Origin of the sequence: Bradyrhizobium sp. UFLA03-84 (genome assembly GCF_002289535.1) — a bacterium.
GTDB lineage: Bacteria > Pseudomonadota > Alphaproteobacteria > Rhizobiales > Xanthobacteraceae > Bradyrhizobium > Bradyrhizobium viridifuturi.
Genome location: NZ_NSJY01000013.1, coordinates 124,978 through 151,508, shown reverse-complemented (window position 1 = coordinate 151,508; position 26,531 = coordinate 124,978). Strand labels below are relative to the sequence as shown.

Annotated in this window: 24 protein-coding genes; 19 read left to right on the top strand and 5 right to left on the bottom strand. The window is 65.1% G+C overall.

Translation table 11 applies throughout. From position 1 onward, the window contains the following. Positions 1 to 2: 2 nt before the first annotated feature. Entirely contained in the window at positions 3 to 1,388 is a 1,386-nt protein-coding gene (locus tag CK489_RS14730; RefSeq protein ID WP_050628830.1) for an ATP-binding protein, read from the top strand. Here the strand turns inward: CK489_RS14730 and CK489_RS14725 are convergent, their stop codons facing one another. The 3 genes from CK489_RS14725 to CK489_RS14715 form a co-directional block, all read right to left on the bottom strand. Then, a complete protein-coding gene (locus CK489_RS14725) occupies positions 1,389 to 3,542 on the bottom strand; it encodes a TonB-dependent siderophore receptor (RefSeq protein ID WP_245350377.1) in 2,154 nt (717 codons plus the stop codon). 835 nt (positions 3,543 to 4,377) lie between these two features. Next, on the bottom strand, positions 4,378 to 4,908 hold the full coding sequence (locus tag CK489_RS14720; RefSeq protein WP_095732757.1) for a DUF3617 domain-containing protein: 531 nt from the start codon (positions 4,906 to 4,908) through the stop codon (positions 4,378 to 4,380). A gap of 42 nt (positions 4,909 to 4,950) precedes the next feature. Next, a complete protein-coding gene (locus CK489_RS14715) occupies positions 4,951 to 5,250 on the bottom strand; it encodes a hypothetical protein (protein ID WP_050628906.1) in 300 nt (99 codons plus the stop codon). A gap of 166 nt (positions 5,251 to 5,416) precedes the next feature. Here CK489_RS14715 and CK489_RS14710 point away from each other — a divergent pair, with 166 nt between their 5' ends. The 4 genes from CK489_RS14710 (at position 5,417) to CK489_RS14695 (ending at position 8,192) form a co-directional block, all read left to right on the top strand. Next, positions 5,417 to 5,893: a hypothetical protein gene (locus CK489_RS14710; protein ID WP_050628828.1), complete on the top strand. Its 477-nt coding sequence runs from the start codon at positions 5,417 to 5,419 to the stop codon at positions 5,891 to 5,893. 113 nt (positions 5,894 to 6,006) lie between these two features. Continuing rightward, complete coding sequence (locus CK489_RS14705; protein ID WP_245350376.1) at positions 6,007 to 6,693, top strand: ribonuclease T2 family protein; 687 nt, start codon at positions 6,007 to 6,009, stop codon at positions 6,691 to 6,693. 164 nt (positions 6,694 to 6,857) lie between these two features. After that, a complete protein-coding gene (locus CK489_RS14700; protein ID WP_050628826.1) occupies positions 6,858 to 7,718 on the top strand; it encodes a 23S rRNA (adenine(2030)-N(6))-methyltransferase RlmJ in 861 nt (286 codons plus the stop codon). 261 nt (positions 7,719 to 7,979) lie between these two features. After that, positions 7,980 to 8,192, top strand: coding sequence for a cold-shock protein (locus CK489_RS14695; protein ID WP_016844477.1), 213 nt, complete (start codon positions 7,980 to 7,982; stop codon positions 8,190 to 8,192). 290 nt (positions 8,193 to 8,482) lie between these two features. On the opposite strand, the gene CK489_RS14690 is transcribed toward CK489_RS14695, so the two are convergent. Further along, entirely contained in the window at positions 8,483 to 9,106 is a 624-nt protein-coding gene (locus tag CK489_RS14690) for an outer membrane protein (protein WP_095732756.1), read from the bottom strand. Positions 9,107 to 9,368: 262 nt separating this feature from the next. On the opposite strand from CK489_RS14690, the gene uvrC reads away from it, so the two are divergent. The 7 genes from uvrC to CK489_RS14655 all read left to right on the top strand — a co-directional run bounded on the left by uvrC (position 9,369) and on the right by CK489_RS14655 (position 16,425). Beyond that, positions 9,369 to 11,477 carry an excinuclease ABC subunit UvrC gene (gene uvrC / locus CK489_RS14685; protein WP_095732755.1) on the top strand — a complete coding sequence of 703 codons (2,109 nt, stop codon included), beginning with the start codon at positions 9,369 to 9,371 and terminating at the stop codon, positions 11,475 to 11,477. Positions 11,478 to 11,669: 192 nt separating this feature from the next. Continuing rightward, positions 11,670 to 12,284, top strand: a complete 615-nt coding sequence (gene pgsA / locus CK489_RS14680; RefSeq protein ID WP_050628824.1) for a CDP-diacylglycerol--glycerol-3-phosphate 3-phosphatidyltransferase — start codon at positions 11,670 to 11,672, stop codon at positions 12,282 to 12,284. Continuing rightward, on the top strand, positions 12,281 to 12,532 hold the full coding sequence (moaD, locus tag CK489_RS14675; RefSeq protein WP_050628823.1) for a molybdopterin converting factor subunit 1: 252 nt from the start codon (positions 12,281 to 12,283) through the stop codon (positions 12,530 to 12,532). Before pgsA ends, moaD begins: the two co-directional genes overlap by 4 nt. An 8-nt stretch (positions 12,533 to 12,540) precedes the next feature. Beyond that, positions 12,541 to 13,008, top strand: a complete 468-nt coding sequence (locus CK489_RS14670) for a molybdenum cofactor biosynthesis protein MoaE (RefSeq protein WP_050628822.1) — start codon at positions 12,541 to 12,543, stop codon at positions 13,006 to 13,008. Then, positions 13,008 to 13,967, top strand: a complete 960-nt coding sequence (gene prmB / locus CK489_RS14665; protein WP_095732754.1) for a 50S ribosomal protein L3 N(5)-glutamine methyltransferase — start codon at positions 13,008 to 13,010, stop codon at positions 13,965 to 13,967. The genes CK489_RS14670 and prmB overlap by 1 nt, the downstream gene beginning before the upstream one ends. 175 nt (positions 13,968 to 14,142) lie before the next feature. Next, complete coding sequence (locus CK489_RS14660; protein ID WP_095733636.1) at positions 14,143 to 15,555, top strand: EAL domain-containing protein; 1,413 nt, start codon at positions 14,143 to 14,145, stop codon at positions 15,553 to 15,555. Positions 15,556 to 15,570: 15 nt separating this feature from the next. Next, the gene (locus CK489_RS14655; RefSeq protein ID WP_050628820.1) at positions 15,571 to 16,425 is read left to right on the top strand and encodes a TIGR01459 family HAD-type hydrolase; all 855 of its coding nucleotides are present in this window, start codon (positions 15,571 to 15,573) and stop codon (positions 16,423 to 16,425) included. A 234-nt stretch (positions 16,426 to 16,659) separates the two neighbouring features. Here CK489_RS14655 and CK489_RS14650 read toward each other — a convergent pair whose 3' ends face one another. Next, a complete protein-coding gene (locus tag CK489_RS14650; protein WP_016844467.1) occupies positions 16,660 to 17,055 on the bottom strand; it encodes a response regulator in 396 nt (131 codons plus the stop codon). Between the two features lie 214 nt (positions 17,056 to 17,269). On the opposite strand from CK489_RS14650, the gene CK489_RS14645 reads away from it, so the two are divergent. The 7 genes from CK489_RS14645 (at position 17,270) to CK489_RS14615 (ending at position 26,222) form a co-directional block, all read left to right on the top strand. Continuing rightward, positions 17,270 to 18,241 (top strand): bifunctional riboflavin kinase/FAD synthetase, encoded by a 972-nt coding sequence (locus CK489_RS14645; protein WP_095732753.1) that lies wholly within the window; start codon positions 17,270 to 17,272, stop codon positions 18,239 to 18,241. Next, positions 18,238 to 18,786 (top strand): sugar O-acetyltransferase, encoded by a 549-nt coding sequence (locus CK489_RS14640; protein WP_050628818.1) that lies wholly within the window; start codon positions 18,238 to 18,240, stop codon positions 18,784 to 18,786. The genes CK489_RS14645 and CK489_RS14640 overlap by 4 nt, the downstream gene beginning before the upstream one ends. Positions 18,787 to 19,000: 214 nt before the next feature. Beyond that, positions 19,001 to 22,000, top strand: a complete 3,000-nt coding sequence (ileS, locus tag CK489_RS14635; RefSeq protein WP_095732752.1) for an isoleucine--tRNA ligase — start codon at positions 19,001 to 19,003, stop codon at positions 21,998 to 22,000. Next, positions 21,973 to 22,494, top strand: a complete 522-nt coding sequence (lspA, locus tag CK489_RS14630) for a signal peptidase II (protein ID WP_095732751.1) — start codon at positions 21,973 to 21,975, stop codon at positions 22,492 to 22,494. The genes ileS and lspA overlap by 28 nt, the downstream gene beginning before the upstream one ends. 100 nt (positions 22,495 to 22,594) lie before the next feature. Further along, complete coding sequence (locus CK489_RS14625) at positions 22,595 to 23,317, top strand: hypothetical protein (protein ID WP_095732750.1); 723 nt, start codon at positions 22,595 to 22,597, stop codon at positions 23,315 to 23,317. Between the two features lie 155 nt (positions 23,318 to 23,472). After that, the gene (locus CK489_RS14620) at positions 23,473 to 24,861 is read left to right on the top strand and encodes a M16 family metallopeptidase (RefSeq protein ID WP_050628905.1); all 1,389 of its coding nucleotides are present in this window, start codon (positions 23,473 to 23,475) and stop codon (positions 24,859 to 24,861) included. Beyond that, positions 24,858 to 26,222, top strand: a complete 1,365-nt coding sequence (locus CK489_RS14615) for a M16 family metallopeptidase (RefSeq protein WP_502694121.1) — start codon at positions 24,858 to 24,860, stop codon at positions 26,220 to 26,222. The genes CK489_RS14620 and CK489_RS14615 overlap by 4 nt, the downstream gene beginning before the upstream one ends. Positions 26,223 to 26,531 lie beyond the last annotated feature (309 nt).

The window sequence follows — 26,531 nt, the reverse complement described above, 5'->3', positions numbered from 1 at the left end:
CCATGAGCACGCTCGACTCCGGCCTGACCCTGATCAAGAACGCCTCGCAGCGCGTCTCGAAGGCGAACGGCTGGATGGGCAACGCGTTCAAGAGCTGGATGCCGACCGGCCTCTACGCCCGCGCGCTGCTGATCATGATCGTGCCGATGGTGATCCTGCAGACCGTGGTGGCGTTCGTGTTCATGGAGCGGCACTGGAACACGGTGACGCGGCGCCTGTCTGCCGCCGTGGTGTCCGACATCGCCGCGCTGATCGACGTCTACAAGAATTATCCGCAGGACAAGGACCGCGCCCAGCTTCGCCACATCGCCCAGAAGCTGCAGCTGGTGGTCGACTTCCTCCCCGCCGGCGACATGCCGCCGCCGGGGCCGAAGCCGTTCTTCTCGCTGCTCGACCAGACCCTCTCGGTGCAGCTCGGTCGCCAGATCAGCCGTCCGTTCTGGATCGACACCGTCGGCAAGTCCAACCTGGTCGAGATCCGCGTGCAGCTCGACGATTCCGTAATGCGGATCTTCGCCCAGCGCAGCGCGGCCTACGCCTCGAATTCGGAGATCTTCATCTTCTGGATGCTCGGTACCTCGACCATCCTGTTGATCGTCGCCGTGCTGTTCCTGCGCAACCAGATCAAGCCGATCCTGCGGCTCGCCGACGCCGCCGAAAGTTTCGGCAAGGGCCGCGAGGCGCCGAACTTCCGACCGCGCGGCGCGCGTGAGGTCCGGCGTGCGGCGCAGGCCTTCATCGAGATGAAGGCGCGCGTCGAGCGCTCGATCGAGCAGCGCACCGCGATGCTCGCCGGCGTCTCGCACGATTTGCGCACCATCCTGACCCGCTTCAAGCTCGAGCTCGCCCTGATCGGCGAAGGTCCCGAGATCGACGCGATGCGCAAGGACGTCGACGAGATGTCGATGATGCTGGAAGACTATCTCGCCTTCGCACGCGGCGATTCCGGCGAGGTCGCGCAGCCGACCGACATGGCGATGGCGCTGGAGGAGCTGCGCAGCGACGCCGAGCGCCACGGCCACACCGCGACCGTCGCATTCCACGGCCTGCCCGTGGTCACGGTGAAGCCGGCCTCGTTCAAGCGCTGCCTTGCCAACCTCGTTTCCAATGCGGCGCGCCATGCCAACACGATCTCGATCACCGGCCAGCGCGACCATCGCTATCTCAACATCACGGTCGACGACGACGGCCCCGGCATCCCCCCCGCCATGCGCGAGGAAGTGTTCAAGCCGTTCCTGCGGCTCGACGATGCCCGCAACCAGGACGAAGGCGGCAGCGGGCTCGGGCTTGCGATCGCCCGCGACATCGCCCGCTCGCATGGCGGCGACATCATGCTCAGCGAAAGCCCGATGGGCGGCCTGCGGGCGCAGGTGCGGGTGCCGGTGTAGCTACCAGCGGTAAGACAAGGTGCCGATCACCTGCCGCCGTTCGCCGGCATAGCAGTAGCCGGCCTGGCAGGTCTGGTAGTGCGTGTCGAACAGATTGGTCGCGTTGACGCGCATGGTGGCGCCGAGGAAGCGCCGGTCGAGCCTGCCCAGATCATAGTCGATCACCGCATCGAACAACGTCGTCGCCGCATTCTGGAACGTGTTCTGGTCGTTGCCGAAGTTGGTCCCGATGTAGCGGACACCAAGACCAAGCCCGAGCCCTTCGACCGGCACGCCGGACTGGAAGGTGTATTTGCCGAACGCGGCGAAGGAATTGCGCGGAATGCCCGACAGCTCGTTGCCGGTGGTATCGGGATTGCCCTGCGTGATCACGACGTTGAGATGGGTGTAGGCCGCGGTGAGATCGAATCCCTGCGGGAGAGCCAGCTTCGCCTCGAGCTCCACGCCCTTGGATTCGACCTGCCCGGTTGCGGCCTGGAACGCCATGTTGCTGGGATCGGTGCGCAGCACGTTGTCCTGGGTGATGTCGAACACCGCGGCGGTCAGCAGCACCGGAAGCTGCGGCATCTGGTACTTGATGCCGATCTCCTTCTGCTCGCCGGTGGTCGGCTTGAACGGTGTCCCGGATAAGTCGACGCCGACCTGCGGGCTGAACGACGTCGCGTAGCTGACATAGGGCGCGATGCCGCTGTCGAAGACGTAAGCGAGGCCCGCCCGGCCGGTGAAGGCGGTCGCCTTCTGCGTTGACGGCACGCCGTCGAGACCGGCCGTCGTCGTCTGCGACACCCAGCTCTGGCGACCGTTGAGCGTCAGAACGAAGCCGCCGAGCTTGGCCTGCTCCTGCGCATAGAGGCCGACCTCGTCGGTCGACTGCTTGTTGAAGATCGAGAATGCCGGCGTCGCGATCGCCTGCGCGCCGTAGTTCATGGTCAGGAGATTGAGGTCCGGCGCCGCGCCGTAACCGATCTTGTCGTTGTAGTAGGAATGGCCGTAGTCGACGCCGAACAGCGCCGTGTTCTTGATCGCGCCGAGCATGAACTTGGCCTCGGCCTGGTTGTCGAGCGTCACGGTGTTGAAGCTGTCGAGAATCCGCCATGCGGACCGCGACGCGAGATTGGTGCTGCTGTCGATCGAATCGATCTGGGTGTATTTCGCGTCGGTGTCGACCTGATAGAAGCGGAAATTCTGCCGCACCGTCCAGACGTCGTCGACATTGCGCTCGAACGCGTAGCCGATGCGATACTGCTTCTGATCCATCGCGCTGAAAGCCGGATCATTCGAGTAGATGTTGGTCAATCGTCCGTCGGGCGTGCGGAAGTTGCCGATGCTGGCGGCGGTCCGGCTGCTCTGATATTCGCTCAGGATCGTGAATGACGTATCGGCATCCGGCCGCCAGGTCAGTGCCGGGGCGATATAGGTGCGATCATCGTCGTTGCCGGGATACCAGGTCTTTGCGTCACGGAGCAGACCGGTCAGCCGGTAGTATAGCTGATCGCTGCCGGGCACCGGACCACCGATATCGAAGCTGCCCTGGTAACGATCGTAGGTACCGCCTTGCAGCTGCACCTCGCCAAACGCCGTCAACGGCGGCCGCTTGGTGGTGACGTCGACGATGCCGCCGGGAGAACCAAGACCATAGAGGCCCGAGGCCGGGCCGCGCAGGATCGACACGCTGTCGAGACCATAGGGCTCGATCTTGGGAATCGCGAAGTTGCCGCCGCCCTGGCGCAGGCCGTCGCGATAGATCCCGGTATAGGTGGCATCGAAGCCGCGGATGTAGAAACTGTCGAACCGGGGGTCGTAACCGAACGCCGTGGTCGTGACGCCGGGCGTGTAGTTGACGGCGTCCTTCAGCGTCTGAACGTTGCGATCCCTGAGCTCCTTTTGCGTGACGACAGAGAGCGACTGCGGCGTCTCGATCAGCGCCGTGCCGGTCTTGGTGCCGGCCGTGCTGCCGGTTGCGACGTAACCGGTCGTCGTACCGATCGCGCCGGCGGCAGCCTGCGCGCGCGGAGCCTGGCTCTGCGCAGGCGCCGCGACAATGCGGCGTCGGCTCGCCGCGGCCGCGCGCGAAGCCCTGGTGTTCTGCGTTGAAGCGGCGGCACTTTGCTTCCTGGCAGCGCCGGATTGCTCCACCGTCACCGGCGGAAGCACGCTGACATCGTTTTGCGGAGAACTGGTTTGCGCCTGCGCACTGGCGACGTCTGCGCACACTGGCGCAAGCATGACCGAACCGAGAAACGCTGCGTTGATCGCAGCCGTCGATCCGAGCAAGCCACGCCTGCTCCGACACGAAACCATTCCCACCGAACAAATCCCCACACGCCCAGACTGATCATGATCGAGCCGCACGATCGTCATTGCGCAGGAATCGATTGGGGCGGATTTCTATCGGCGGGATCGGTGAAATTCCACACGCGCAAAATAGAATCGCTTGAAGCGCAACATTGGAGCGATTCAAAAACGGCATGTTGTCGCAGCAACCAATCAGCGCGCAGTGCAGGCAATCGGCACGAAGACGCGTGTCTTCACTGATTGCTCGCGCGCGTGATACCCAGCGATCTCTCGATGATGTTGATTGCATCCCGCAATGCTCTCGCGCGTTGCACGGTCACGCGCGACATCTGCGATCCGCATTCCACGTCATTGCATACTGACGGCTTGCGCGAACGAGCGGTGGGACCCGTCATCCCTGCGCAAGGGCTTCGCCTTTGTCGCTGGGGCGCGAGCCTTGCGGCGCAACTGCGCCGCTGGGCGAGCCTCGAAGGATGCGCGGCCACCAGCCGGGCCGTCGACCCTTCGAGACGCGCGTCGCGCACCTCAGGGTGACGGGGGACGGATCAGATGGATCGCGCGTCAGCTCACCGCAAGATTGCCTTCCACGCTCGTCGCGGGCCGCGCGCAACGATGATGGCCTAAAAGCATAACGGCCTCTCCGCATGGGAGAGGCCGTGCTCGAACGCGCGGGCAGCAATCGAATACGCAGCGCCTACTTCTGCTTGGGCAGCAGGCCCTTCAGCTTTTCCATGTCCTTGATGTTCATCTTCATGCCGCCGGGCATGATGATGTCACCGGGCTTCTGGTCGCTCTTGCAGGCGCCGAGCCATTTCGCCTCGATGGTCATGGTGGCGTCATGGGCGCCGGACGGGCCGCCCTCGGAATGCGAGGTGCTCTTCACCGTGTAGGCCGAATTGAAGTCGCCGATGATCTCGGCATGCGAGGTCACGTTGACGCCGGCGATGCCGCAAACGCTGTCGCTGACATAACCGGTCGCGGTCTTCTGGACGTCCTGCTTGGCGCAGACCTGCTTTGCCAACGGAGAGGCCGCGGTGCTCATCTCCTTGTCGGTGGTTTCGTCGGTGCAATGCTGCATGGTCACTTCGGGGATTTGCCCACCGGTGCGCACCATCTTCATTTCCCACAGACCGGCCTTGCGGATCGGCAGGTCGACGGCGCTTGCGGCGCCGGTGGACAGGACAAGGCAAACGGCAGAGCCAAGCAAGGCAAGCTGTCGGGTCATGCGGCGAGCTCCCGGCTGAACGATCGAAGGATTTTGAGGCACTCAGTAGAGCGTGCGCACCGGTCTCTGCGCGGAGCCATAGGGCACCCAGCGGCAGGCGAACGAGATGTAGCCGCCTGGGTAACGCTGAACGGCCAGGAACTTGACCACCTTGCCGTAGGAGGCGCAGTGGTCGACGGCGAGCTGCCGGGCGTCGGTCTGGGCTGCCAGTGAATAGGCGATGATACCGCCGGTATCATTGCCCTTGAACGGCGGCACCGGCTGCATCCAGTCGGCTTGCGCCGGACCCACGGCCAGCATCCCGCTAACGGCAACCAGGCACGCAGCCAATTTCCTTCGCATCGCAGACTCCATTTCGCTAGGACCCAACATAGAGTGCGCCGGCGACGGTGAAAAGAACGAGCCGGCAGCCGACGGTGGACTTCTCGACAGGTGTTGCCGCGCTGCACTTGACCTTGCCGGGGCTTCACGGCACCGTCCGCCGCATCGGACAATCGGGTGGATTCCCATGCGCAACCTGTTCAACTCCCGCAACAAACTCGGCCGCACGCTTGGCCTCGGCGCCGCACTCGTGGTCGGCACGCTGGCCTTCGGGGGCACGGCGCAGGCCGCCAATCCGTTCGAGCTGAATTTCTGGCTGTCGGGCCCGCGCTATGACGGCAATGTCGCCCCGTGCGAGAAGGCCCTGGCGGCCATCAGCGATCAATTCCATGAGAAGGAAGCCACCTTCTGGAATTCGCCGCTCGTCATCACCGGCTTCAGCCGGGTTCACGAAACCGCGTTCCGGCCTTGGCAGTCCGACAATATCCCGCGCCGCTATTGCTCGGGCGATGCGCTCTTGAGCGACGGCAAGGTGCGCAAGGTCCATTATTCGATCATCGAGGACGGCGGCTTTGCCGGCATCGACCAGGGCGTCGAATGGTGCGTCGCCGGGCTCGACCGCAACTGGGCCTACAACCCGTCCTGCAAGGCCGCCCGGCCCTGATATTCCAACCGGATTGCTGAATCGGAAGCCGCCGCCATCACTGCCGGCGGCTTTTGTTCTTGAAATGTTCCGTGAGCCTGCTAGGCTTCGTGGGGTCGTGAGGGGAGCGTTTGATGCCTCGGTTGGTCACAATTTCCCGATTCCTGATTTCCGCTGTCTTTGTTCTCTGCGGTGCGGTTGGCGCCTCGGCCCAGGATCGCCGCCAGAATGCGCCCGGCGAATTCGATTTCTACGTGCTGTCATTGTCCTGGTCGCCGTCGTTCTGCGAGGCGGCGAGCGAGCGCGGCAACAACGGCCGCGGCACGCAGGCGCAGTGCGGCGGACGGCCCTACTCCTTCGTGGTGCACGGCCTGTGGCCGCAATATGAGCGCGGCTTTCCGGAATACTGCCAACGGCCCTCGCCGCGGCTCGCCCGCAACATCATGACCTCGATGCTCGACCTGATGCCGGCGCCCGGGCTGATCTACAATGAGTGGGACAAGCACGGCACCTGCTCCGGCCTCGACGAGCGCGCCTATTTCGAAGCCATCCGCAAGGCCCGCGCCGCGGTGAAGATCCCCGAGGAATTCCTGCAATTGTCGGAGCCGAAAACGATCGCGCCCGACGAGCTCGAGACCACGTTCATCAAGGCCAATCCCGGGCTCAGCAACTCCGCGATCTCGGTGACCTGCAACAGCGGCCGGCTCAGCGAGGTGCGGATCTGCATGAGCAAGGACCTGCAATTCCGCGCCTGCGAGGAAATCGATCGCCGCGCTTGCCGGCGCGATCAGGTGGTAATGCCGCCGGTTCGCGGCGGCTGAAGCCTGCTCCACGTCATCGCCGGGCGGACGCGCGTCGGCGTGCGGAGCGTCCCGCTCGTCGATGCCGTCACGAAATCGGCGAGATGAGGCGCAGATGCCCTGGGACATGCCGGGCATGACGAAGTACAACATGCGCACCCTCGGGAGCGCAGCGCGATCACAGCATGAACTACCGTCACGCCTTTCACGCCGGCAGCTTTGCCGACGTCATCAAGCACATCGTGCTGGTGCGCATGCTCACCTATTTGCAGGAGAAGCAGGCGCCGTTCCGCGTCATCGACACCCATGCGGGCGCCGGCCTCTATGATCTGACGTCGGGCGAAGCGCAGCGCGGCGGTGAATGGCTCACCGGCATCGCGCGCCTGATGCAGGCGCGACTCTCCGACAAGGCACTGCCCTTGATCGGGCCCTATCTCGACATCGTCAGGGCATTCAATCCACGCGGCGAATTGAAAACCTATCCGGGGTCACCGCTGATCGCGCGGGCGCTGCTGCGTCCGCAAGATCGTCTGACGGCCTGCGAGATCGAGCCCGGCGCGCGCAAGCAGTTGATCGATGCATTGCGACGCGACGCGCAGGCGCGCGTCGTCGATCTCGATGGCTGGATGGCGCTGCCCGCATTCGTGCCACCGAACGAACGGCGCGGCCTGGTGCTGATCGACCCGCCGTTCGAAGCGAAGGACGAGTTCGAGCGGCTGGCCGGCGCGTTCACGACGGCGTTCGCGAAGTGGCCGACCGGCGCCTATCTTTTGTGGTACCCCGTAAAATCCCGGAGAGCCACCGACGAACTCGCGCGCAGCGTTGCCGTTGCAGCGGCAACCAGCAGGCCCGCCGGCAAATGCTTGCGTTTGGAATTCAGTGTGGCGCCGCAAGAAGCCGAAGCCGGCCTCGTTTCCACCGGCCTTTTGATCGTGAATCCGCCGTGGACGCTGGCGAACGAGCTGAAGATCATCCTGCCCGAACTCGAGAAGCCGCTTGGTCAGGGCGGCGCGGCACGCTTCAGACTCGAGACGCCTAAACCTTGATCTACAGCACCCACTGAAAAGTTCGATTTTGAGCATAGGCAACGCGCGCGGAACCGTATTATGCTCATCCTGTTACGACTGGCTTTACGTTCCGCTTCCGCGAATGGTTGCGGCGGAGTGACAAGGCCGAAATAAGATCCAGGCAGACCGGCGGCGTGACGCCGGCCTGTTCAGGTGGCCAAGCTTCCGACAAGCGAATGTCGGTCAACCGCTACGCGGCGTGCGCGTAGCGGTGGAGCAATACGGGGGAGGAGTTTCCCGATGGCCATGACTGGGACAGTCAAGTTCTTCAACGGAGAGCGTGGCTACGGCTTCATCAAGCCTGATGATGGCGGCCGCGATGTGTTCGTTCACATCACAGCTGTCGAACGTGCAGGGTTGAAGGACCTGACTGAAGGACAGCGCATTACGTTCGAGGTTGAGCCGGACAAGAAGGGCAAGGGCCCGAAAGCGGTCAACCTGGTGGTTTCATGACGAGCCCTCGCGATGCGCGGCTCGTCCTGAACGGCGAATGAAGCGTTGCGTGTGAGTTGACTGCCGAGCGCGTGGCTCGCGCTCGCTGCATGACAGCCTGCATGATGCGGACGCGACTGACGGTGCCGCATATCGGATGCGCGCGGCCGATCGGTTGGCTGCGCCGACGTCACGGCGTTGACGCCGCCGCGCGCGATGTCGCCGTGATCTACGCAAAGCGTGATATGCGCAAAGAAAAACCCGGCCGCGCGAGGCGCGGCCGGGAGTCGATCTCAGACGTTTTCTTGTTCTCAGAAGTGATAGTTGATGCCGGCGCGAACCAGGCTGAAGCTGTAGCCGTTCGACGCGCCGCCGGTGACCGTGAAGTTGCTGTTGGCGAGATCGACATAGAGATATTCGATCTTGGCGCTCCAGTTCGGGGCGAAGCCCATTTCGGCGCCGGCGCCGACGGTGAAGCCCGCGTTGGTGTGACTCTCCGTCATGCCGAAGGTCTCGCCGCGCAGTTCGCCGAAGGCGAGACCGCCGGTCGCGTAGAACAGCACGTTGTTGACCGCATAGCCGGCGCGGCCGCGCACCGTGCCGAACCACGGGTTGGAGAATTTCCAGGGCGCGAACCGGTCGTCGGCCGTGGTGCCCTGGATATCGGCCTCGATACCGAACACCCAGGGTGAGCCGTTCTGGAAATTGTAGCCCGCCTGCACGCCGCCGACGAAGCCGGACGGCTTGGTCGGGTTGTTCTCGACCGAACCCCAGCCATAACCGACATTGCCGCCGAGATAGGGCCCGGCCCAGCTATAGGCATTGAGCGGCTGATAGACGGTATAGGGCGAGCCGTAGTTGAGGTCGGCCGCCGCCGCCGAGGTCGTCCAGCCTGCGACGATCAGTGCCAGCGCACGCGCAACAAACCGGGTCATGGGTACTCTCCACACGCAACTGCCGCAGCCCGCGGGCCAAGGCCTGCGTGGTTACGGAATTCCACTTTTTTCGCTAAGGTTTATCGAGAGTTTTAAGTTAAAGGGCTGTTAAGCCCGGTTACCGGCCCGCTCATCAGTCTTAACAATGTGTTACCGCCCCGCCGCGGCAGCCGCGCGCAGCCGGTAACCTCCTGCAATCGAGGTTGTTTTCCTGCGCCGCCGACGCTGGCGAGCGGTCGTTCGAGCGCTTAATTTACGGCCCATGGTTCACGATTCTCCCGAACGTCCGACGCCCGCTGCCAAGGCCACCGCCAAGCCACGGCGCGGCTCAAGGTCCGACCTGCCGCAGGACGACCTGACACTCGACACCAGCGACGTCGATCCCGAGAGCTCCGCCGCCGAGGAGGAGGACGAGGCACGTCTGCCCGAGGCTTCGGAGGACAGCACCGAGACGGTCGCCGAGGGGACGCTCTCGGTCGGGCACGCCGCAATCGAGAACGCGGTGCGGCTCGCCCCGACCTCGCCCGGCGTCTACCGCATGCTCAACGCCGGCAACGACGTGCTCTATGTCGGCAAGGCGAAGAACGTCAAAAAACGGCTGTCGTCCTATGCGCGGGCCAACGCGCCGTTGCCGGCGCGCATCCTGCGCATGATCGCCGCGACCACGCATGTCGAGATCGTCTCGACCATGACCGAGACCGAGGCGCTGCTGCTCGAAGCCAACCTGATCAAGCAGCTCCGCCCGCGCTTCAACGTGCAGCTGCGCGATGACAAATCGTTTCCCTACATTCTGATCTCGGGCGATCACTGGGCGCCGCAGATCCTCAAGCATCGCGGCGCGCAGTCGCGGCCTGGCCGCTATTTCGGCCCGTTCGCCAATGCGGGCGCGGTCAACCGCACCATCACGGCGCTGCAACGCGCGTTCCTGATCCGCTCCTGCACCGACGGCTTCTTCGAAAGCCGCACCCGGCCCTGCCTGCTCTACCAGATCAAGCGCTGCGCAGGCCCCTGCACGCGCGAGATCGATTTTCCCGGCTATAGCGAGCTGGTGCGCGAGGCGACCGAATTCCTTTCCGGGCGCAGCCATGCCGTGAAGGAATTGCTCGCGGCCGAAATGGAGAAGGCCTCCGGCGAGCTCGAGTTCGAGACCGCGGCGCTGTACCGCGACCGTCTCGCGGCGCTGTCGGCGATACAATCGCAGCAGGGCATCAATCCGCGCACCGTGGAAGAAGCCGACGTGTTCGCGATCCACCAGGAGGGCGGCTATTCCTGCGTCGAGGTGTTCTTCTTCCGAACCGGCCAGAACTGGGGCAACCGCGCCTACTTCCCCAAGGCCGAGAAGAGCTTCACGCCCGAGGAGGTGCTGTCCTCGTTCCTCGCGCAATTCTACGACGACAAGCCGCCGCCGAAGCTGATCCTGCTGTCGCACGAGATCGAGGAAAGCGCGCTGCTCGCCGACGCGCTCTCGGTCAAGGCCGGATCCAAGGTCGAGGTCTCCGTGCCCAAGCGCGGTGAGAAGAAGGAGCTGATCGGCCACGCGCTCACCAATGCGCGCGAGGCGCTCGGCCGCAAGCTCGCCGATACCGCAACCCAGAGCCGGCTGCTGGAGGGCATGGTCACGACGCTCGGCCTGCCGCACACGCCAAAGCGCATCGAGGTCTACGACAACAGCCACATCCAGGGCACCAACGCGGTCGGCGCGATGATCGTGGCCGGGCCCGACGGGTTCATGAAGAACCAGTACCGCAAGTTCAACATCAAGTCCGAGGGACTGACGCCCGGCGACGACTACGGGATGATGCGCGAGGTGCTGGAGCGGCGCTTCAAGCGTCTCTTGAAGCCGCCTGAGGGCGAGACGGCCAAGGACGGCGCAAAGCCCAACGAAAGCGACAAGGCCGATGACGAGTCGTTTCCGCAATGGCCTGACCTCGTCATCATCGACGGCGGCCGCGGCCAGCTCAACGCGGTCAGGGAGATTTTCGGGAATCTCGGACTGAGCGGGGTCTCGCTGATGGCGGTCGCCAAGGGGCCGGAGCGCGATGCCGGCCGCGAGACCCTGTTCATGCCGGACCGCGAGGCCATCAAGCTGGAGCCGCGCGACCCGGTGCTCTATTTCATCCAGCGGCTGCGCGACGAGGCCCACCGCTTCGTGATCGGCTCGCACCGCAAGCTGCGCAAGAAGGACATCCGGGAGGCCGGCCTGCAGGAGATCCCCGGCATCGGCCCGTCGCGCAAACGTGCCTTGCTGCACCACTTCGGAACGCTCAAGGAGATCGAGCGGGCCTCGATCGCCGACCTCGGCAAGGTTCCCGGCGTCAGCGCCGAGAGCGCCCGCAAGATTTTCGAGTTTTTCCACGCCCAGCCGGGTTAAACCAAAGGCGAGTCATCAGGGCGTCGCCTGCAACAGGGCATCTAGGGCATGATGCGGCAAAGTGTGAGGCGGCTGTCCGAAAAGATCATGCTTAAACAACGAGCTAAAGCGCCATGACGATTCCGCGTAATGTTGCCGCGCTTTGGCGCCCGCACGGTTGACCTTCTCGCTTCAGCGGTATTGGTAGAACGGATGAACATCGCTACGACCCGGGGACAGACCAAGACCATGTCCCTCCCGAATATCCTGACCTACGCCCGGATCGCCGCCATTCCGGTGGTGATCGGCTGCGTCTACTGGCAGTCGATCTTGGACGGCCCGTTGTGGCTGCGCTGGGTGGCGCTTGCCGTGTTCATCGCAGCGGGGATCACCGACTATCTCGACGGCTACTACGCCCGGATGTGGGACCAGCAATCCGCGTTCGGCCGGATGCTCGATCCGATCGCCGACAAGCTCCTGGTCGCCTCCAGCCTGCTGATGCTGGCCGCCGACAATTCGATCCACGGCTGGACGCTGTGGGCGGCGATCGTGATCCTGTGCCGCGAGATCCTGGTCTCGGGCCTGCGCGAATATCTCGCGGGGCTCAGGGTCAGCGTTCCCGTCACCAAGCTCGCGAAATGGAAGACGACGATCCAGCTGATCGCGATCGGCTTTCTGATCGCCGGCGAAGCGGGCGAACAGGTGTTCCCGGCAACCACCCTGATCGGCATCGTGCTGCTGTGGATGTCGGCGATCTTCACGATCTACACCGGCTGGGATTACTTCCGCGCCGGCATCCATCACCTCATCAAGGAGGATGAGGGATGAAGCTGAAATATTTTGCCTGGGTCCGCGAGCGCGTCGGCAAGGCCGAGGAGACCGTCGAGCCGCCGGCCGAGGTGCGGACCGTCGCCGACCTGATCGGCTGGCTCACCGCGCGCGACGATGCCTACGCCTATGCTTTCGAGAAGCCCACGGTGATCCGCGCCGCGATCGACCACGCCCATGTCAAGCAGGATGCCGCAATCCTCGGCGCCCGCGAGATCGCTTTCTTCCCGCCGATGACCGGCGGTTAAATCCAATCATGGCTGTTGCTGCGACCATCCGTATCCAGGAAGCCGACTTCGACGTCGCGCAGGAGATCGCTGCTCTCGGCAAGGGCCGCACCGATGTCGGCGCGGTCGTCAGCTTCAGCGGCATCTGCCGCGGCAGCGAACAGGGCGAGCCGATCGCAGCCCTGACGCTCGAACATTACCCGGAAATGGCGGAAGCCGAGATTGGACGTCACGCCGACGAGGCGCTGGCGCGCTGGCCGTTGCAGGGCCTCACCGTCATCCATCGCTTCGGCCGCATCGCGCCGGGCGAGAACATCGTGCTGGTCGTAACCGCCTCCGCGCACCGGCAGGCCGCGTTCGAGGCTGCCGAGTTTCTGATGGACTATCTGAAGACCAACGCGCCGTTCTGGAAGCGCGAGGAAAGCGCCCGCGGCACGAACTGGATCGAGGCGCGCGACCATGACGACGCCGCCGCCGCGCGCTGGACCAAATCCTGATGGCCAAGCGCAGCAAAGTGCCGGCAAAGCGCAGCCCAGCCGCGCCAAAGATGCCGAAGGTTGGGGCCGGCGAGCTTCACACCCTGTTCGATTTCCTGCGCTATGCGGTGAGCCGCTTCAACGCGGCAAAGCTCGTGTTCGCGCACGGCACCACCGATCCGGTGGCCGAGGCCGCGTTCCTGATCTCCGAGACGCTGCATCTGCATCCCGACCAGTTCGAAAATTTCGCGACTGCGCGTGTGACGCTTGCCGAAGGCAAGCAGATCCTCGATTTGATCGAGCGGCGGATCGCGACGCGCAAGCCCGCCGCCTATCTCGTCAACAAGGTCTACATGCGCGGCCTGCCGTTCTATGTCGACGAGCGCACCATCGTGCCGCGCTCCTTCATCGGCGAATTGCTGGATTCGCATTTCGGCGGCGACGAGGACGGCACCTCGCTGATCGGCGATCCCGCGGAGGTCGAAAGCGTGCTCGACCTCTGCACCGGCTCCGGCTGCCTTGCAATCCTCGCCGCCCGGCATTTCGTCAATGCCACCGTCGATGCCGTCGATATTTCAAGGGATGCGCTCGAGGTCGCCGCGCGCAACGTCGCCGATCATGGCCTCGACGACCGCCTGACGCTCCATCGCGGCGATCTGTTCAAGCCGCTCGGCGACAGGCGCTACGATCTCATCATCTCGAACCCGCCCTATGTCGATGCCGAAGGCATGGCTGCGCTGCCGCGCGAGTGCCGGGCAGAGCCGAAGATCGCGTTTGACGGCGGCCCTGACGGGCTCGACATCGTCCGCCGCCTGCTCGATCAGGCCAGGCAACATCTGACCCCGCAGGGCGGGCTGCTCTGCGAGATCGGCCGCGGTCGCGACAATCTCGAGGCCGCCTATCCCAGCCTGCCGCTGCTCTGGCTCGACACCGAGGACTCCGAGGGCGAGGTGTTCTGGATCGCCGCCGCCGACCTCTGAGCGGACCGGTGCGGCCGGTCCGGACTATTACGGAGCCCGGCTGCGGAGCCGAATCAAGCGAAGCGAAAATCGTGTGCAGTTCCAGCCGGTTCCGAAGATCGCAGACCCGTCGAATCAACAATGGTGCTAAGCTTGCGCGCCGGGGATGTTCGGACGGAGGGCGCGGGCGCGCGACATGATTCGCATTTCGACGATCTTCATCGCCATCTGCATGGTGCTGGTCGCAGCCTCGCTCGGCTTCGTCCTGTATTCGGTGGTGGGTATCAGCGGATCGGAATCGGCGATCGTGGCGCTCACCGCCCTCACTTGCCTGATCCTCTACAACGCCGTCTCGATGCGGTTGCGCGACCGCAGCGATGTCGGCGGCCAGATCGCGGATCTGTCGCGCGGCACCGCCGACCTCGCCCGCCAGGTCGCCGAATTCGGCCGCCGGCTGGCCGCGGTCGAGGGCCGTGTCGCCTCGGCCAATTCCACCGGCGCCGACCGGATGCAGGGCATGGCCGGCGAGATCAGCGAGCTTGGCGGACTGGTGCGGCAGCTTGCGGCATCCGTCGCCCATCATGAGGATCTGCTGGCGGCAGCTCCCGTGGCGCAGCCGGTCACTTCGCTGCGCGACGATCTGCTGCAGCCGGTGGCGCCGGCCCCGACCGTCGTGTTCGCACCCCCGCCGCCAGTCGCGCCGCCGCCGCCGATCTCGCGCAGCCAGGCCCAGCTCGTCGGCGCGATCAGGCATGCGATCGACGAGAACCGGCTCGACATCTACCTGCAGCCGATGGTGACGCTGCCGCAGCGCAAGGTGCGCTATTACGAGGCGGTGACGCGGCTGCGCGACGAGCGCGACGAGGTGCTTGCCGCCGACGATTTCATCGAGGCGGCCGAGGACGCCGGCCTGATCGGCCGTATCGATCACATGGTGATGCTTCGCTGCGTCCAGGTGCTGCGCCGCCTGATGATCCGCAGCAAGGATGTCGGCGTGTTCTGCAACGTCTCGGCGGCGACACTGGCCAGTCCCGCGTATTTCACCCAGTGCCTCGACTTCCTCGAGGCCAACCGCGCGCTGGCGCCGTCGTTCGTGCTCGAGTTCAAGCAGGCGACCTTCCGCAATCTCGGCCCGGTCGAAAGCGAGAACCTCGCGGCGCTGTCGCAGCGCGGCTACCGGTTTTCGATCGACCACGTCAGCGACCTCCGCCTCGAGCCGCGCGAGCTCGCCGATCGCGGTGTCCGCTTCATCAAGGTGCCGGCCGCATTGCTGCTCGACACCAGGCAGAGCGCGACGTCAGACATCCATCCGTCCGATCTGTCCGACCTGCTCGGCCGCTACGGCATCGACCTGATCGCCGAACGGATCGAGGGCGAGCGCTCGGTGGTCGACCTGCTCGACTATGATGTCCGGTTCGGCCAGGGCTTCCTGTTCGCACCGCCGCGACCGTTGCGGCCGGAAGGGGCATCTGCTACCGCCGAGGCTCCGCAGGCCAAACCCCAGGACCTCAATGGCGCCGGCACTTCAGCACCTGTCACCAGCCCAACAGCGCCGCCGCGCGCAACCGGCAGCGCCGCGCTGGCGCGCCGCGCCCTCGGTCCTAACTAGTCAACGGCTCGCATCATGACGTCATTGCGCTTCGTCGAGCAATTTCGCGACCTCGTCGGCGATGTCGACGTCGTGTTGTCGGACATCTGGGGCGTCGTGCACAACGGGCTCGAGTCCTTTCCCGAGGCCTGTGAGGCCCTGCACAATTTCCGCAAGCAGGGCGGCACGGTGATCCTGATCACCAACGCGCCGCGGCCGGCCGATTCCGTGCAGCGCCAGCTGCGCAAGCTCGACGTCGCGGATGAGACCTACGACGCGATCGTCTCCTCGGGCGACCTGACCCGCCACTTCGTGGCCGATCATCCCGGCCAGAAGATCTTCTGGATCGGCCCCGAGCGCGACAGCTCGATCCATCGCGGTCTCGACGCCACCATGGTGCCGCTGGAGCAGGCCGACTACATCATCTGCACCGGCCTGTTCGACGACGAGACCGAATCCGCCGAGGATTATCGCGACACGCTGCTCAAGGCGCTTGACCGCAAGCTGACGCTGGTCTGCGCCAATCCCGACATCGTGGTCGAGCGCGGCGACCGGCTGATCTATTGCGCCGGCGCGATCGCCGAACTCTATCGCGAGCTCGGCGGCGAGGTGATCTTCTACGGCAAGCCGCACCGGCCGATCTACGAGCGCGCCATGGCGCTGGCCACCGAGCGCCGCGGACATCCGACCGAACTCGGCCGCGTGCTCGCGATCGGCGATTCCGTGCGCACCGACCTGACCGGCGCCCATGGCTTCGGCATCGACCTGTTGTTCGTCACCCGCGGCATCCATTCCGAACAGTTCGAGGGCATCGAGCAGCTCGATGCGGCCTCGATCAAGGAACTGTTCGGCCACCCGCCGCGTGCACTGATGCGCGAGCTGAAGTGGTAGCGGCCAACTCCGCAACGGCGCGCTGCCAAAATATCGAAAACAACCCCATGCAAAGCGGCCCACGGCGCCGGGTGTTCGACCGGTCGCCTTGACACGTCGGGCAACTCAGGGGCATACTTCTAATATTCCGAAATTGCGGATGCGTTCGCTCGCCTTACCGTCAACCCAAGACGTCAATGCCCGGGACGAGCCCGGGCACGACGTGAATTTCAGTAGATGCGATGGACGAGCGTCTTACGCCGTCGCCATGTCCGGGAAGACCGCCTCGATCTTGGTCTTCAGCGTGGCCGCGTTGAACGGCTTGACGATGTAGTTGTTGACGCCAGCCTTCTTGGCCGCGATCACGTTCTCGGTCTTGGATTCCGCCGTGATCATGATGAAGGGCGTGGTCGCCAGATTGGGATCGGCGCGGACTTCCTTGAGCAGGTCGTAGCCGGTCATCGGCTCCATGTTCCAGTCGGAAATTACCAGGCCGTACTTCTTGCCGCGCATCTTGTTGAGCGCCGCGGAGCCGTCCGAGGCATCGTCGATGTTCTCGAATCCAAGCTGCTTGAGAAGATTCCGGATGATGCGGATCATGGTGCTGTAATCATCAACCACCAGAACCGGCATGGACAAATCAACCGCCATCTTTTCCCCCAAAACGCCTAACGCAACTTGGCTTCTGCACGAACGCAGCTTTCCGGCAACGAGTAACAGCTGGCGTTAAACAGCGCGTTAACCCGCTGAATCCGGATTGTTACGGATTTGACGCGATTTTCGCTACGCTTGACTTCCACGCCGCCGCCGCGTCACGGTCCGGCGCGCAACAATCATGCTTAAGAATCCTTGAAGAATACCTGACATGAGCACCGCCTTTACCGTTATCCGCGACAGCACCCCCGAAAGCGTCATCCCGAAGGGCAGCGTGGTCGCGATGGGAAATTTCGACGGCGTCCATCTCGGTCACCGCGCCGTGATCGGTGCGGCGCTGGCGATGGGCAAAGCGCACGGCGTGCCCGCGCTCGCCGTGACCTTCGAGCCGCATCCGCGCAGCTTCTTCAGCCCGAACACCCCGCAATTCCGCCTCACGGACGAGACCAACAAGCTGCGGCTGCTCGCAGCGACCGGGCTCGCCGGCGCCGTCGTCATGACCTTCGACAAGGCGCGTGCCGGGACGTCGGCGCAGGATTTCATTCACCATGACCTGATCCGCCGGCTCGGCATCAGCGGGATCGCGGTCGGCTACGACTTCCATTTCGGCAAGGGCCGGGTCGGCTCGCCGAGCCTGCTGGTCAGCGAAGCACCGCGGCTCGGCATCGAGGTCGATGTGCAGGCCCATGTCGACATCGCGGAGCGCCCGGTCTCCTCCAGCGCCATCCGCATGGCGCTCGCCGAAGGCGAGGTCACCGACGCCACCACCATGCTGGGCGGACCGTGGTTCGTCACCGGCAAGGTGATCCATGGCGAGAAGCGCGGCCGCGATCTCGGCTATCCCACAGCCAACATCCGGCTCGACAAGCATTGCGGCCTGAAGCACGGCATCTATGCGGTACGGGTCGGCAAGGGCGCGCAGCGGTTCGACGGTGTCGCAAGCTTCGGACGCCGTCCGACCTTCGACAATGGCGCGCCGCTGCTCGAAGTGTTCCTGTTCGACTTCAAGGGCGACCTGTACGACGCGGTCCTTGATGTCGCATTCATCGGTTTCATTCGCGAAGAGCTGAAATTCGACACCATCGAGGCTTTGATACGCCAGATGGATGACGACAGCGCCAAGGCGCGCGCGCACCTCGCCGCCGCGCCGAACGCGTTCCCGCAGCTCGGAGCGATTGATTGAACAAGACTGAAAAGCAAAAAATGCTGGCGGGCGAACTGTATCGTCCGGATGCGGAGATCGCCGCCGACCATACCGCGGCGGAACGCTGGATGGCACGCTACAATGCGTCGGGCGCGTCGTCCGCGGCCGAGTTGAACGCGCTGCTCGCCGAGCGCTTCCACAAGGTCGGCAAGGACGCCATGATCCGCCCGCCGTTCTTCTGCGATTACGGCAGCAATATCAGCCTCGGCGACGGCGTGTTCCTCAACTTCAACTGCGTCATCCTCGACGTCGTCGAGGTCGTGATCGGCGATCGCACCCAGATCGGGCCCGCGGTGCAGATTTATACCGCCGACCACCCGCGCGATGCCGAAACCCGCCGCGCCGGGCTGGAATTCGGCCGCCCGATCCGGATCGGGAGCGACGTCTGGATCGGTGGGGGCGCCATCATCCTGCCCGGCGTCACCATCGGCGACGGCGCCCTGGTCGGGGCCGGCAGCGTGGTGACGCGGGACGTCGCGGCCGGCACCATCGTGGCCGGAAATCCGGCCCGGCGCCGCCCCTAGGGCACCCCCGGCGGGGTCGGATTTACGGGTGCGGGGGCTTTGCGATTTGCCCGCTTGGCTGCTATGGAAACCCCATGTTTTCGCGGCGCATCATACGGATTAGCGGCCCGGCTTCCGCCTGAGCCTGAAGGCTCGGCGCAAGACCGGGACTTTCGCCGTTTTCACCCGCGATTGATCGCGTATCCGCGCCCGCACCTGCCAAATCAGAGCTTTCATGTCCGACAAGCCGCAAAAGACCGACGCCAACGACTATTCCAAGACCCTTTACCTGCCGCAGACGGAATTCCCGATGCGCGCCGGCCTGCCCCAGCGCGAGCCGGAAATCCTGAAATACTGGAACGAGATCGGCCTCTACGACAAGCTGCGCCGGGAAGCCGAGGGCCGCGCCAAGTTCGTGCTGCATGACGGCCCGCCCTACGCCAACGGCAACATCCATATCGGGCATGCGCTGAACAAGATCCTCAAGGACGTCGTGACCAAGAGCCAGCAGATGCTCGGCTTCGACTCCAATTACGTGCCGGGCTGGGACTGCCACGGCCTGCCGATCGAATGGAAGATCGAGGAGGAGAACTACCGCTCCAAGGGCAAGCAGAAGCCCGACTTCCGCGACTCCGCCGCGATGGTCGCGTTCCGCCGGGAATGCCGCGCCTATGCGACGCACTGGATCAACGTGCAGCGCGAGGAGTTCAAGCGGCTCGGCATCATCGGCGACTGGGATCATCCCTACCAGACGATGAGCTATCCGGCCGAGGCGCAGATCGCCCGCGAGCTGATGAAGTTCGCCGCCAACGGCACGCTCTATCGCGGCTCCAAGCCGGTGATGTGGAGCGTGGTCGAGAAGACTGCGCTCGCCGAAGCCGAGGTCGAATACGAGGACTACACCTCCGACATGGTGTGGGTGAAATTCCCGGTCACGTCGCCGGCGCATGGCGCGCTCGCCAATGCCTCGGTCGTGATCTGGACCACCACGCCGTGGACGCTGCCCGGCAACCGCGCGATCTCCTTCTCGCCGAAGATCGCTTACGGCCTCTACAAGGTGACGGATGCGCCCGCGGACAATTGGGCCAAGACCGGCGACCTCCTGATCCTGGCCGATGCGCTCGCCGCGGAGGTGTTCAAGCAGGCGCGTGTCACCTCCTATGAGAAGGTCCGCGACATCCCCGGCGACACGCTGGACGCCGTGGAATGCGCGCATCCGCTGAAGGGCTTCGGCGGCGGCTACGAATTCATCGTGCCGTTGCTCGCCGGAGAGCATGTCACCGACGACACCGGCACCGGCTTCGTGCACACCGCGCCGAGCCACGGCCGCGAGGACTTCGACGTCTGGACCGCCAACACCCGCGAGCTCGATGCACGCGGCATCCCGACCGCGATCCCCTACACCGTCGATGAGAACGGCGCCTACACGGCGCAGGCGCCGGGCTTCACCGGCAAGCGCGTGCTCAACGACAAGGGCGAGAAGGGCGACGCCAACGAGGCTGTCATCAAGGCGCTGATCGAAGCCGGCAAGCTGCTCGCGCGCGGCCGGCTCAAGCATCAGTATCCGCACTCCTGGCGCTCCAAGAAGCCGGTGATCTTCCGCAACACCCCGCAATGGTTCATCGCGATGGACAAGCCCATCGCGGAGAACGGCCATACCAAGAAGGGCGACACGCTGCGCGCCCGCGCGCTGCACGCGATCTCGGTCACGCAATGGGTGCCGCCGGCTGGCGAGAACCGCATCAACGGCATGATCGCCAACCGTCCGGACTGGGTGATCTCGCGGCAGCGCGCCTGGGGCGTGCCGATCGCCGTGTTCGTGCGCGAGAACGCCGACGGCTCGGCCGAGATCCTGCAGGACGAGGTGGTCAACCAGCGCATCGCCGAGGCGTTCATGGAGGAGGGCGCCGACGCCTGGTACATGGACGGCGCCCGCGAGCGCTTCCTCGGCAGCCGCGCGTCCGAGAACTGGAAGAAGGTCGACGACATCTGCGACGTCTGGTTCGATTCCGGCTCCACCCACGCCTTCGTGCTGGAGGACCGCCAGAACTTCCCGCAGCTCGGCAACATCGTCCGCAAGATCGATGGCGGCGACGACACCGTGATGTATCTGGAAGGCTCGGACCAGCATCGCGGCTGGTTCCACTCGTCGCTGCTGGAAAGCGCCGGCACGCGCGGGCGCGCGCCCTACGACATCGTGCTGACCCACGGCTTCACGCTCGACGAGAACGGCCGCAAGATGTCGAAGTCGCTCGGCAACACGGTCGAGCCGCAGAAGGTGATCAAGGATTCCGGTGCGGATATCCTGCGCCTGTGGGTCTGCGCCACCGACTATGCCGACGACCAGCGCATCGGTCCGGAGATCCTGAAGAACACCATCGAGACGTATCGCAAGCTGCGCAACTCGATCCGCTGGATGCTCGGCACGCTGCATCACTTCAAGCAGGCCGAAAAGGTCGCGTTTGGCGAGATGCCCGAGCTCGAGCGGCTGATGCTGCACGAGCTGGCCGGCCACACCGAGACCATCCGCAAGGCCTATGCGGCGTTCGACTACAAGACCGTGGTCGCAACGCTCGCCGCCTTCATGAACTCCGAGCTGTCGGCGTTCTACTTCGATATCCGCAAGGACACGCTGTATTGCGACCCGCCGTCCTCGGTGGCGCGCAAGGCGGCGCTGACCACGATCGACCTGCTGTGCGACGCGATCCTGAAATGGCTGGCGCCGATCCTGAGCTTCACCACTGACGAAGCCTGGCGGATGTACCGGCCGAATGCCGAGCCTTCGGTGCATCTCACGCTGTTCCCCGAAGGCCTCGAGCAGTTCCGCAACGACGCCCTCGCCGCGAAGTGGGAGACGATCCGCAACGTCCGCCGCGTCGTCACCGGCGCGCTCGAGCTGGAGCGCAAGGACAAGACCATCGGCTCGTCGCTGGAGGCATCGCCGGTGATCTACGTTGCCGACCGCGACACGCTGGCCACGCTGTTCGACATCGATCTCGCCGAGGTCTGCATCACCTCGAACTACGAGGTGCGCGAGGGCGAGGCGCCGGCCAACGCCTTCCGCCTCGATGCGGTGCCCGGCGTCGCGGTCGTGGTCGAGAAGGCTGTCGGCAAGAAATGCGCGCGCTCGTGGAAGATCCTGCCCACGGTCGGCGAGGACCCTGAGTATCCCGACGTCTCGCCGCGCGACGCGCAGGCGCTGCGCGAATGGAAGGCGCTGGGGGTCACGGCTTGAACTCGCCCGTTCGCGCCGGTGTGCTGGCGGCGGTCATTACCCTGATCGCCGACCAGGCCTCCAAGCTCTGGCTGCTCCATGTCCTCGACATCGCGCGCCACGCCCCGGTGACGGTGACGCCGTTCTTCGACCTGGTGCTGGCCTGGAATCCCGGCATCAGCTTCGGCTGGTTCCAGAGCGAGACCCCGGCCGCCCAGATCCTGCTGATGGCGATCAAGGCCGCCGCCGTGATCGCGCTGGCGATCTGGATGGCGCGGTCGCGGACCTGGCTTGCGACAGTTTCGCTCGGCCTGATCATCGGCGGCGCCATCGGCAACGGCATCGACCGGTTCGCCTATGGCGCCGTGGTCGATTTTGCCCTGTTTCACATCGAGATCGCCGGAAAAACCTATAATTGGTACATCTTCAACCTCGCCGACGTGGCGATCGTTGCTGGCGTGGCGGCCCTATTGTATGATTCCGTCATGGGGACCCCCGCCGTAAAAGCGCCCTGATCCCGGCCGATACGAGCCGGTCGGCGGCCGACCTGTACCCAGCGGAACTGAGCGCTAAGCCAGTGATCGCTTTGGCGAATTTTGAAATGGGGGAAGCGCGATGCGCAACACCGAAGCCCGCGGAAATCTGATCGAGACCTCGCTGCTGCGCGGCCTGCGCCTGGCGTTCGTCGCGGCCGGAATCGGCCTTGTCATGGCGGCCGGCCCGGTACGTGCCGGCGACGACGACGATGACGGCGATGATGGCCTGACCTTCGAAGAGCGGATCATCGACAATCTGATGACCGGGCTCGGTGCCAAGAGCGCCGCCAGCAAGGGCATCGACTACCGCGAGCGCTCGCCGCTGGTGGTGCCGCCGAAGCTCGACCTGCCCCCGCCGTCCTCGACTGCCCAGGTCAACGCGCCGAACTGGCCGAAGGACCCTGATATCGCCGCCCGCAAGGCCGCGATCGCGGCGCGCAAGAAGGAAGTCAAGAAGGAGCCGTGGCAGTCGGCGGTGGCGCTGACGCCTGCTGAGATCGAGGCGGGCCGCAAGCAGCAGACGGCCACCGAAGGCCGCAGGGAGCCGCTCGAGCCCGGTGCGACCACCAATCCGTCCCTGATGCCGAGCCAGCTCGGCTACAATGGTGGCCTGCTCGGCATCTTCAAGGGCAACAGCAGCGAGTCCAGGCCGTTCAAGGGTGAGCCGACGCGCGACTCGCTGACAGAGCCGCCTCCGGGCTACCAGACGCCGTCCTCGGGCTTTGCCTATGGCACTGGACCGATGCAGCCGATGGCGAAGGAAGGCCAGTACGACGTCATGACCGGAAAACCGGTGCAGTGATCGCTTGGCCTCGGCGAACGAAGGCTGACATGGGCAAAGCTTAATGCGGGGTGACGTGTGTCTCTCCGCTTCGTGACGACGGGCACGGGCACGACCGTGTACGATGGCTTGCTTTCGCGCCCCGGCCGCATGTCTGGGCTTTCATAAGGACCGTGATGCGCTCTCGCCGATCGATTGCCCTGTTCGCTGCCGCATTTGTTTCAATCATCCCGCTGTCGGGCGCCAGCCTCCGCGCCCAGACCACCGTCACCTCGGAACGCCCTGCGAGCTTCACGCTCGACAACGGCCTGCAGGTCGTGGTGATCCCGGATCACCGCACGCCGGTCGTGACGCAGATGATCTGGTACAAGGTCGGCTCCGCTGACGAGACGCCCGGCAAATCGGGCCTCGCGCATTTCCTCGAGCATCTGATGTTCAAGGGCACCGCCAAGCACCCGGCCGGCGAGTTCTCGCAGACCGTGCTGCGCATCGGCGGCAACGAGAACGCCTTCACCTCCAACGACTACACCGGCTACTTCCAGCGCGTGCCGCGCGAGCAGCTGCCCACCATGATGGAATTCGAGGCCGACCGCATGACCGGCCTGATCCTGAAGGACGAGAATGTGCTGCCCGAGCGCGACGTCGTGCTCGAGGAGTTCAACATGCGGGTCGCCAACAACCCGGATGCAAGGCTCACCGAGCAGATCATGGCTGCGCTCTATCTCAACCATCCCTACGGCCGGCCGGTGATCGGCTGGCACCAGGAGATCGAGAAGCTCGATCGCGAGGATGCACTCGCCTTCTACCGCCGCTTCTACGCGCCGAACAACGCGATCCTGGTCATCGCAGGCGACGTCGACGTCAAGGATGTCCGCCCGCTGGTCGAGAAGAATTTCGGCCCGATCCCGGCGCAGCATGCGATCCCCGAGAAGCGCGTCCGGCCGCAGGAGCCGACGCCGGCCGCGCCGCGCACCGTGACGCTGTCGGATCCGCGGGTCGAGCAGCCGAGCCTGCGCCGCTACTACCTGGTGCCGTCGGCAACGACGGCGGCGGCCGGCGAGAGCCAGGCGCTCGACGTGCTGGCGCAATTGATGGGCGGCGGCGCCAACTCCTACCTCTATCGCGCGCTGGTGATCGACAAGGGCCTCGCGATCTCGGCCGGCGCCGGCTATCAGGGCACCGCGCTCGACCCGTCGCAATTCTCGATCGCGGTGACGCCGAAGCCCGGCGTCGAGTTCGCGCAGATCGAGGATGCGATCGACAAGGTGATCGCCGACCTCGCGCAGAACCCGGCGCGCGCCGAGGATCTCGAACGGGTCAAGACCCAGCTCATCGCCGAGGCGATCTACGCCCAGGACAACCAGGCGACGCTGGCGCGCTGGTATGGCGGCGCGCTGACCACCGGCCTCAGCATCGACGACATCCGCAGCTGGCCGGATCGCATTCGTGCCGTCACCGCCGAGCAGGTGCGCAGCGCTGCCGCGACCTGGCTCGACAAGAAGCGGTCGGTGACCGGCTATCTGATCAAGGATACTGCGCCGAAACGCGAGGAGAAGCGCTCGTGACCTATGCCCTCACCCGCCGCGCGGCGCTGATCGGCGGCGCCTGCGCCGCGATGCTGGCGCTGACGTCAGCGCCCTCGCAGGCCGCGGCCAAGATCCAGCGGCTGGTATCTCCCGGCGGCATCGAGGCCTGGTTCGTGCAGGACGCGACGGTGCCGCTGATCGCGATGGAATATTCGTTCGGCGGCGGCGCCAGCCAGGATCCGGCAGGCAAGCCCGGCGTCGGCAACCTGGTCGCCGACCTGCTCGACGAGGGCTCCGGCGACCTCGATTCCAAGACCTATCATGAGCGGCTCGAGCGCCGCGCCATCGAGCTCAGCTTCGCGTCGAACCGCGACCAGTTCCGCGGCTCGTTGCGCATGCTCAAGGACAACAAGGACGAAGCCTACGACCTGCTGCGGATGGCGCTGACCTCGCCGCGGTTCGAGCCGAAGGACGTCGAACGCATCCGCGCCCAGGTGATCTCGAACCTGCGCCGCGAATCGACCAATCCGTCCTCGCTGTCCGGCCGCAAGTTCCTCGAGCTCGCTTTCGGCGATCATCCCTATGGCAGGACGGCGACCGGCACGCTCGAGAGCGTGCCGACCATCGAGATCTCCGACCTCAAGGAGTATGTCCGCCGCATCATCGCCAAGGATACGCTGCGGATCGCCGTGGTCGGCGACGTCGACCCCGACACGCTCGGCAAGCTGCTCGACAAGACCTTCGGCGACCTGCCGGCCAAGGCCGAATTGACGCCGATCCCTGACGTCGTGGCGACCAAGCCGCCGCAGCGCGCCTTTGTCCCGCTCGATGTGCCGCAGACCATCGTCACCTTCGGCGGTCCCGGCATCAACCGGCACGACCCGGATTTCATGGCCGCCTATGTGGTGAACCACATTCTCGGCGGCGGCGGGCTGTCGTCGCGGCTTTACAAGGAAGTGCGCGAGAAGCGCGGGCTGGCCTATTCGATCTATGAGGCGCTGCTCTGGATGGACCACTCCGCGCTGTTCCTCGGCAACACCGGCACCCGCGCCGACCGCGCCGGCGAGACCATCGATGCGATCGAAGCGGAGATCCGCCGCATCGCCGAGCAGGGTCCGACGCAGCAGGAGCTCGACGAGGCGAAGTCCTATCTGAAGGGCTCGCAGATGCTGGCGCTCGACACCTCCTCCAAGCTCGCGCAGGCGATGCTGCAATACCAGCTCGACAAGCTGCCGATCGACTACATCGAGAAGCGCAGCGCCATCGTCGATGCGGTGACGCTCGACGACGTCAAGCGGGTCTCCAAGCGGCTGTGGGGCAACGGCCTGCTCACCGTGGTCGTCGGCCGCGCCCCGCAAGCCGCCGCGCAGCCGGTGTCGGCGCCGCCGAAGGCGAACTGAGGCGCTTCGGCGCGCTCCTTCTTCACACACCATCGTCGTGGCTACCCCTCTCCCCACCCTCCCCCGCAAGGGGGGAGGGAGCCTGAGGGGCGTGCTCACCTCACGGCGCGTCACGACTGGCGCTTCGATCGGCGCAACGCTTCAATCTGCGTAACGTTTCGATCGTTAGGGACGCGCAGGCGGTAGGGCTCCCTCCCCTCTTGCGGGGGAGGGTTGGGGAGAGGGGAAGCCGCGGGCTCTGACCGCAGATGCCGCAAGCGCGGCATCCACGCACCCCAAGCACACGCAACGCAAACCAGCTATCCTGCG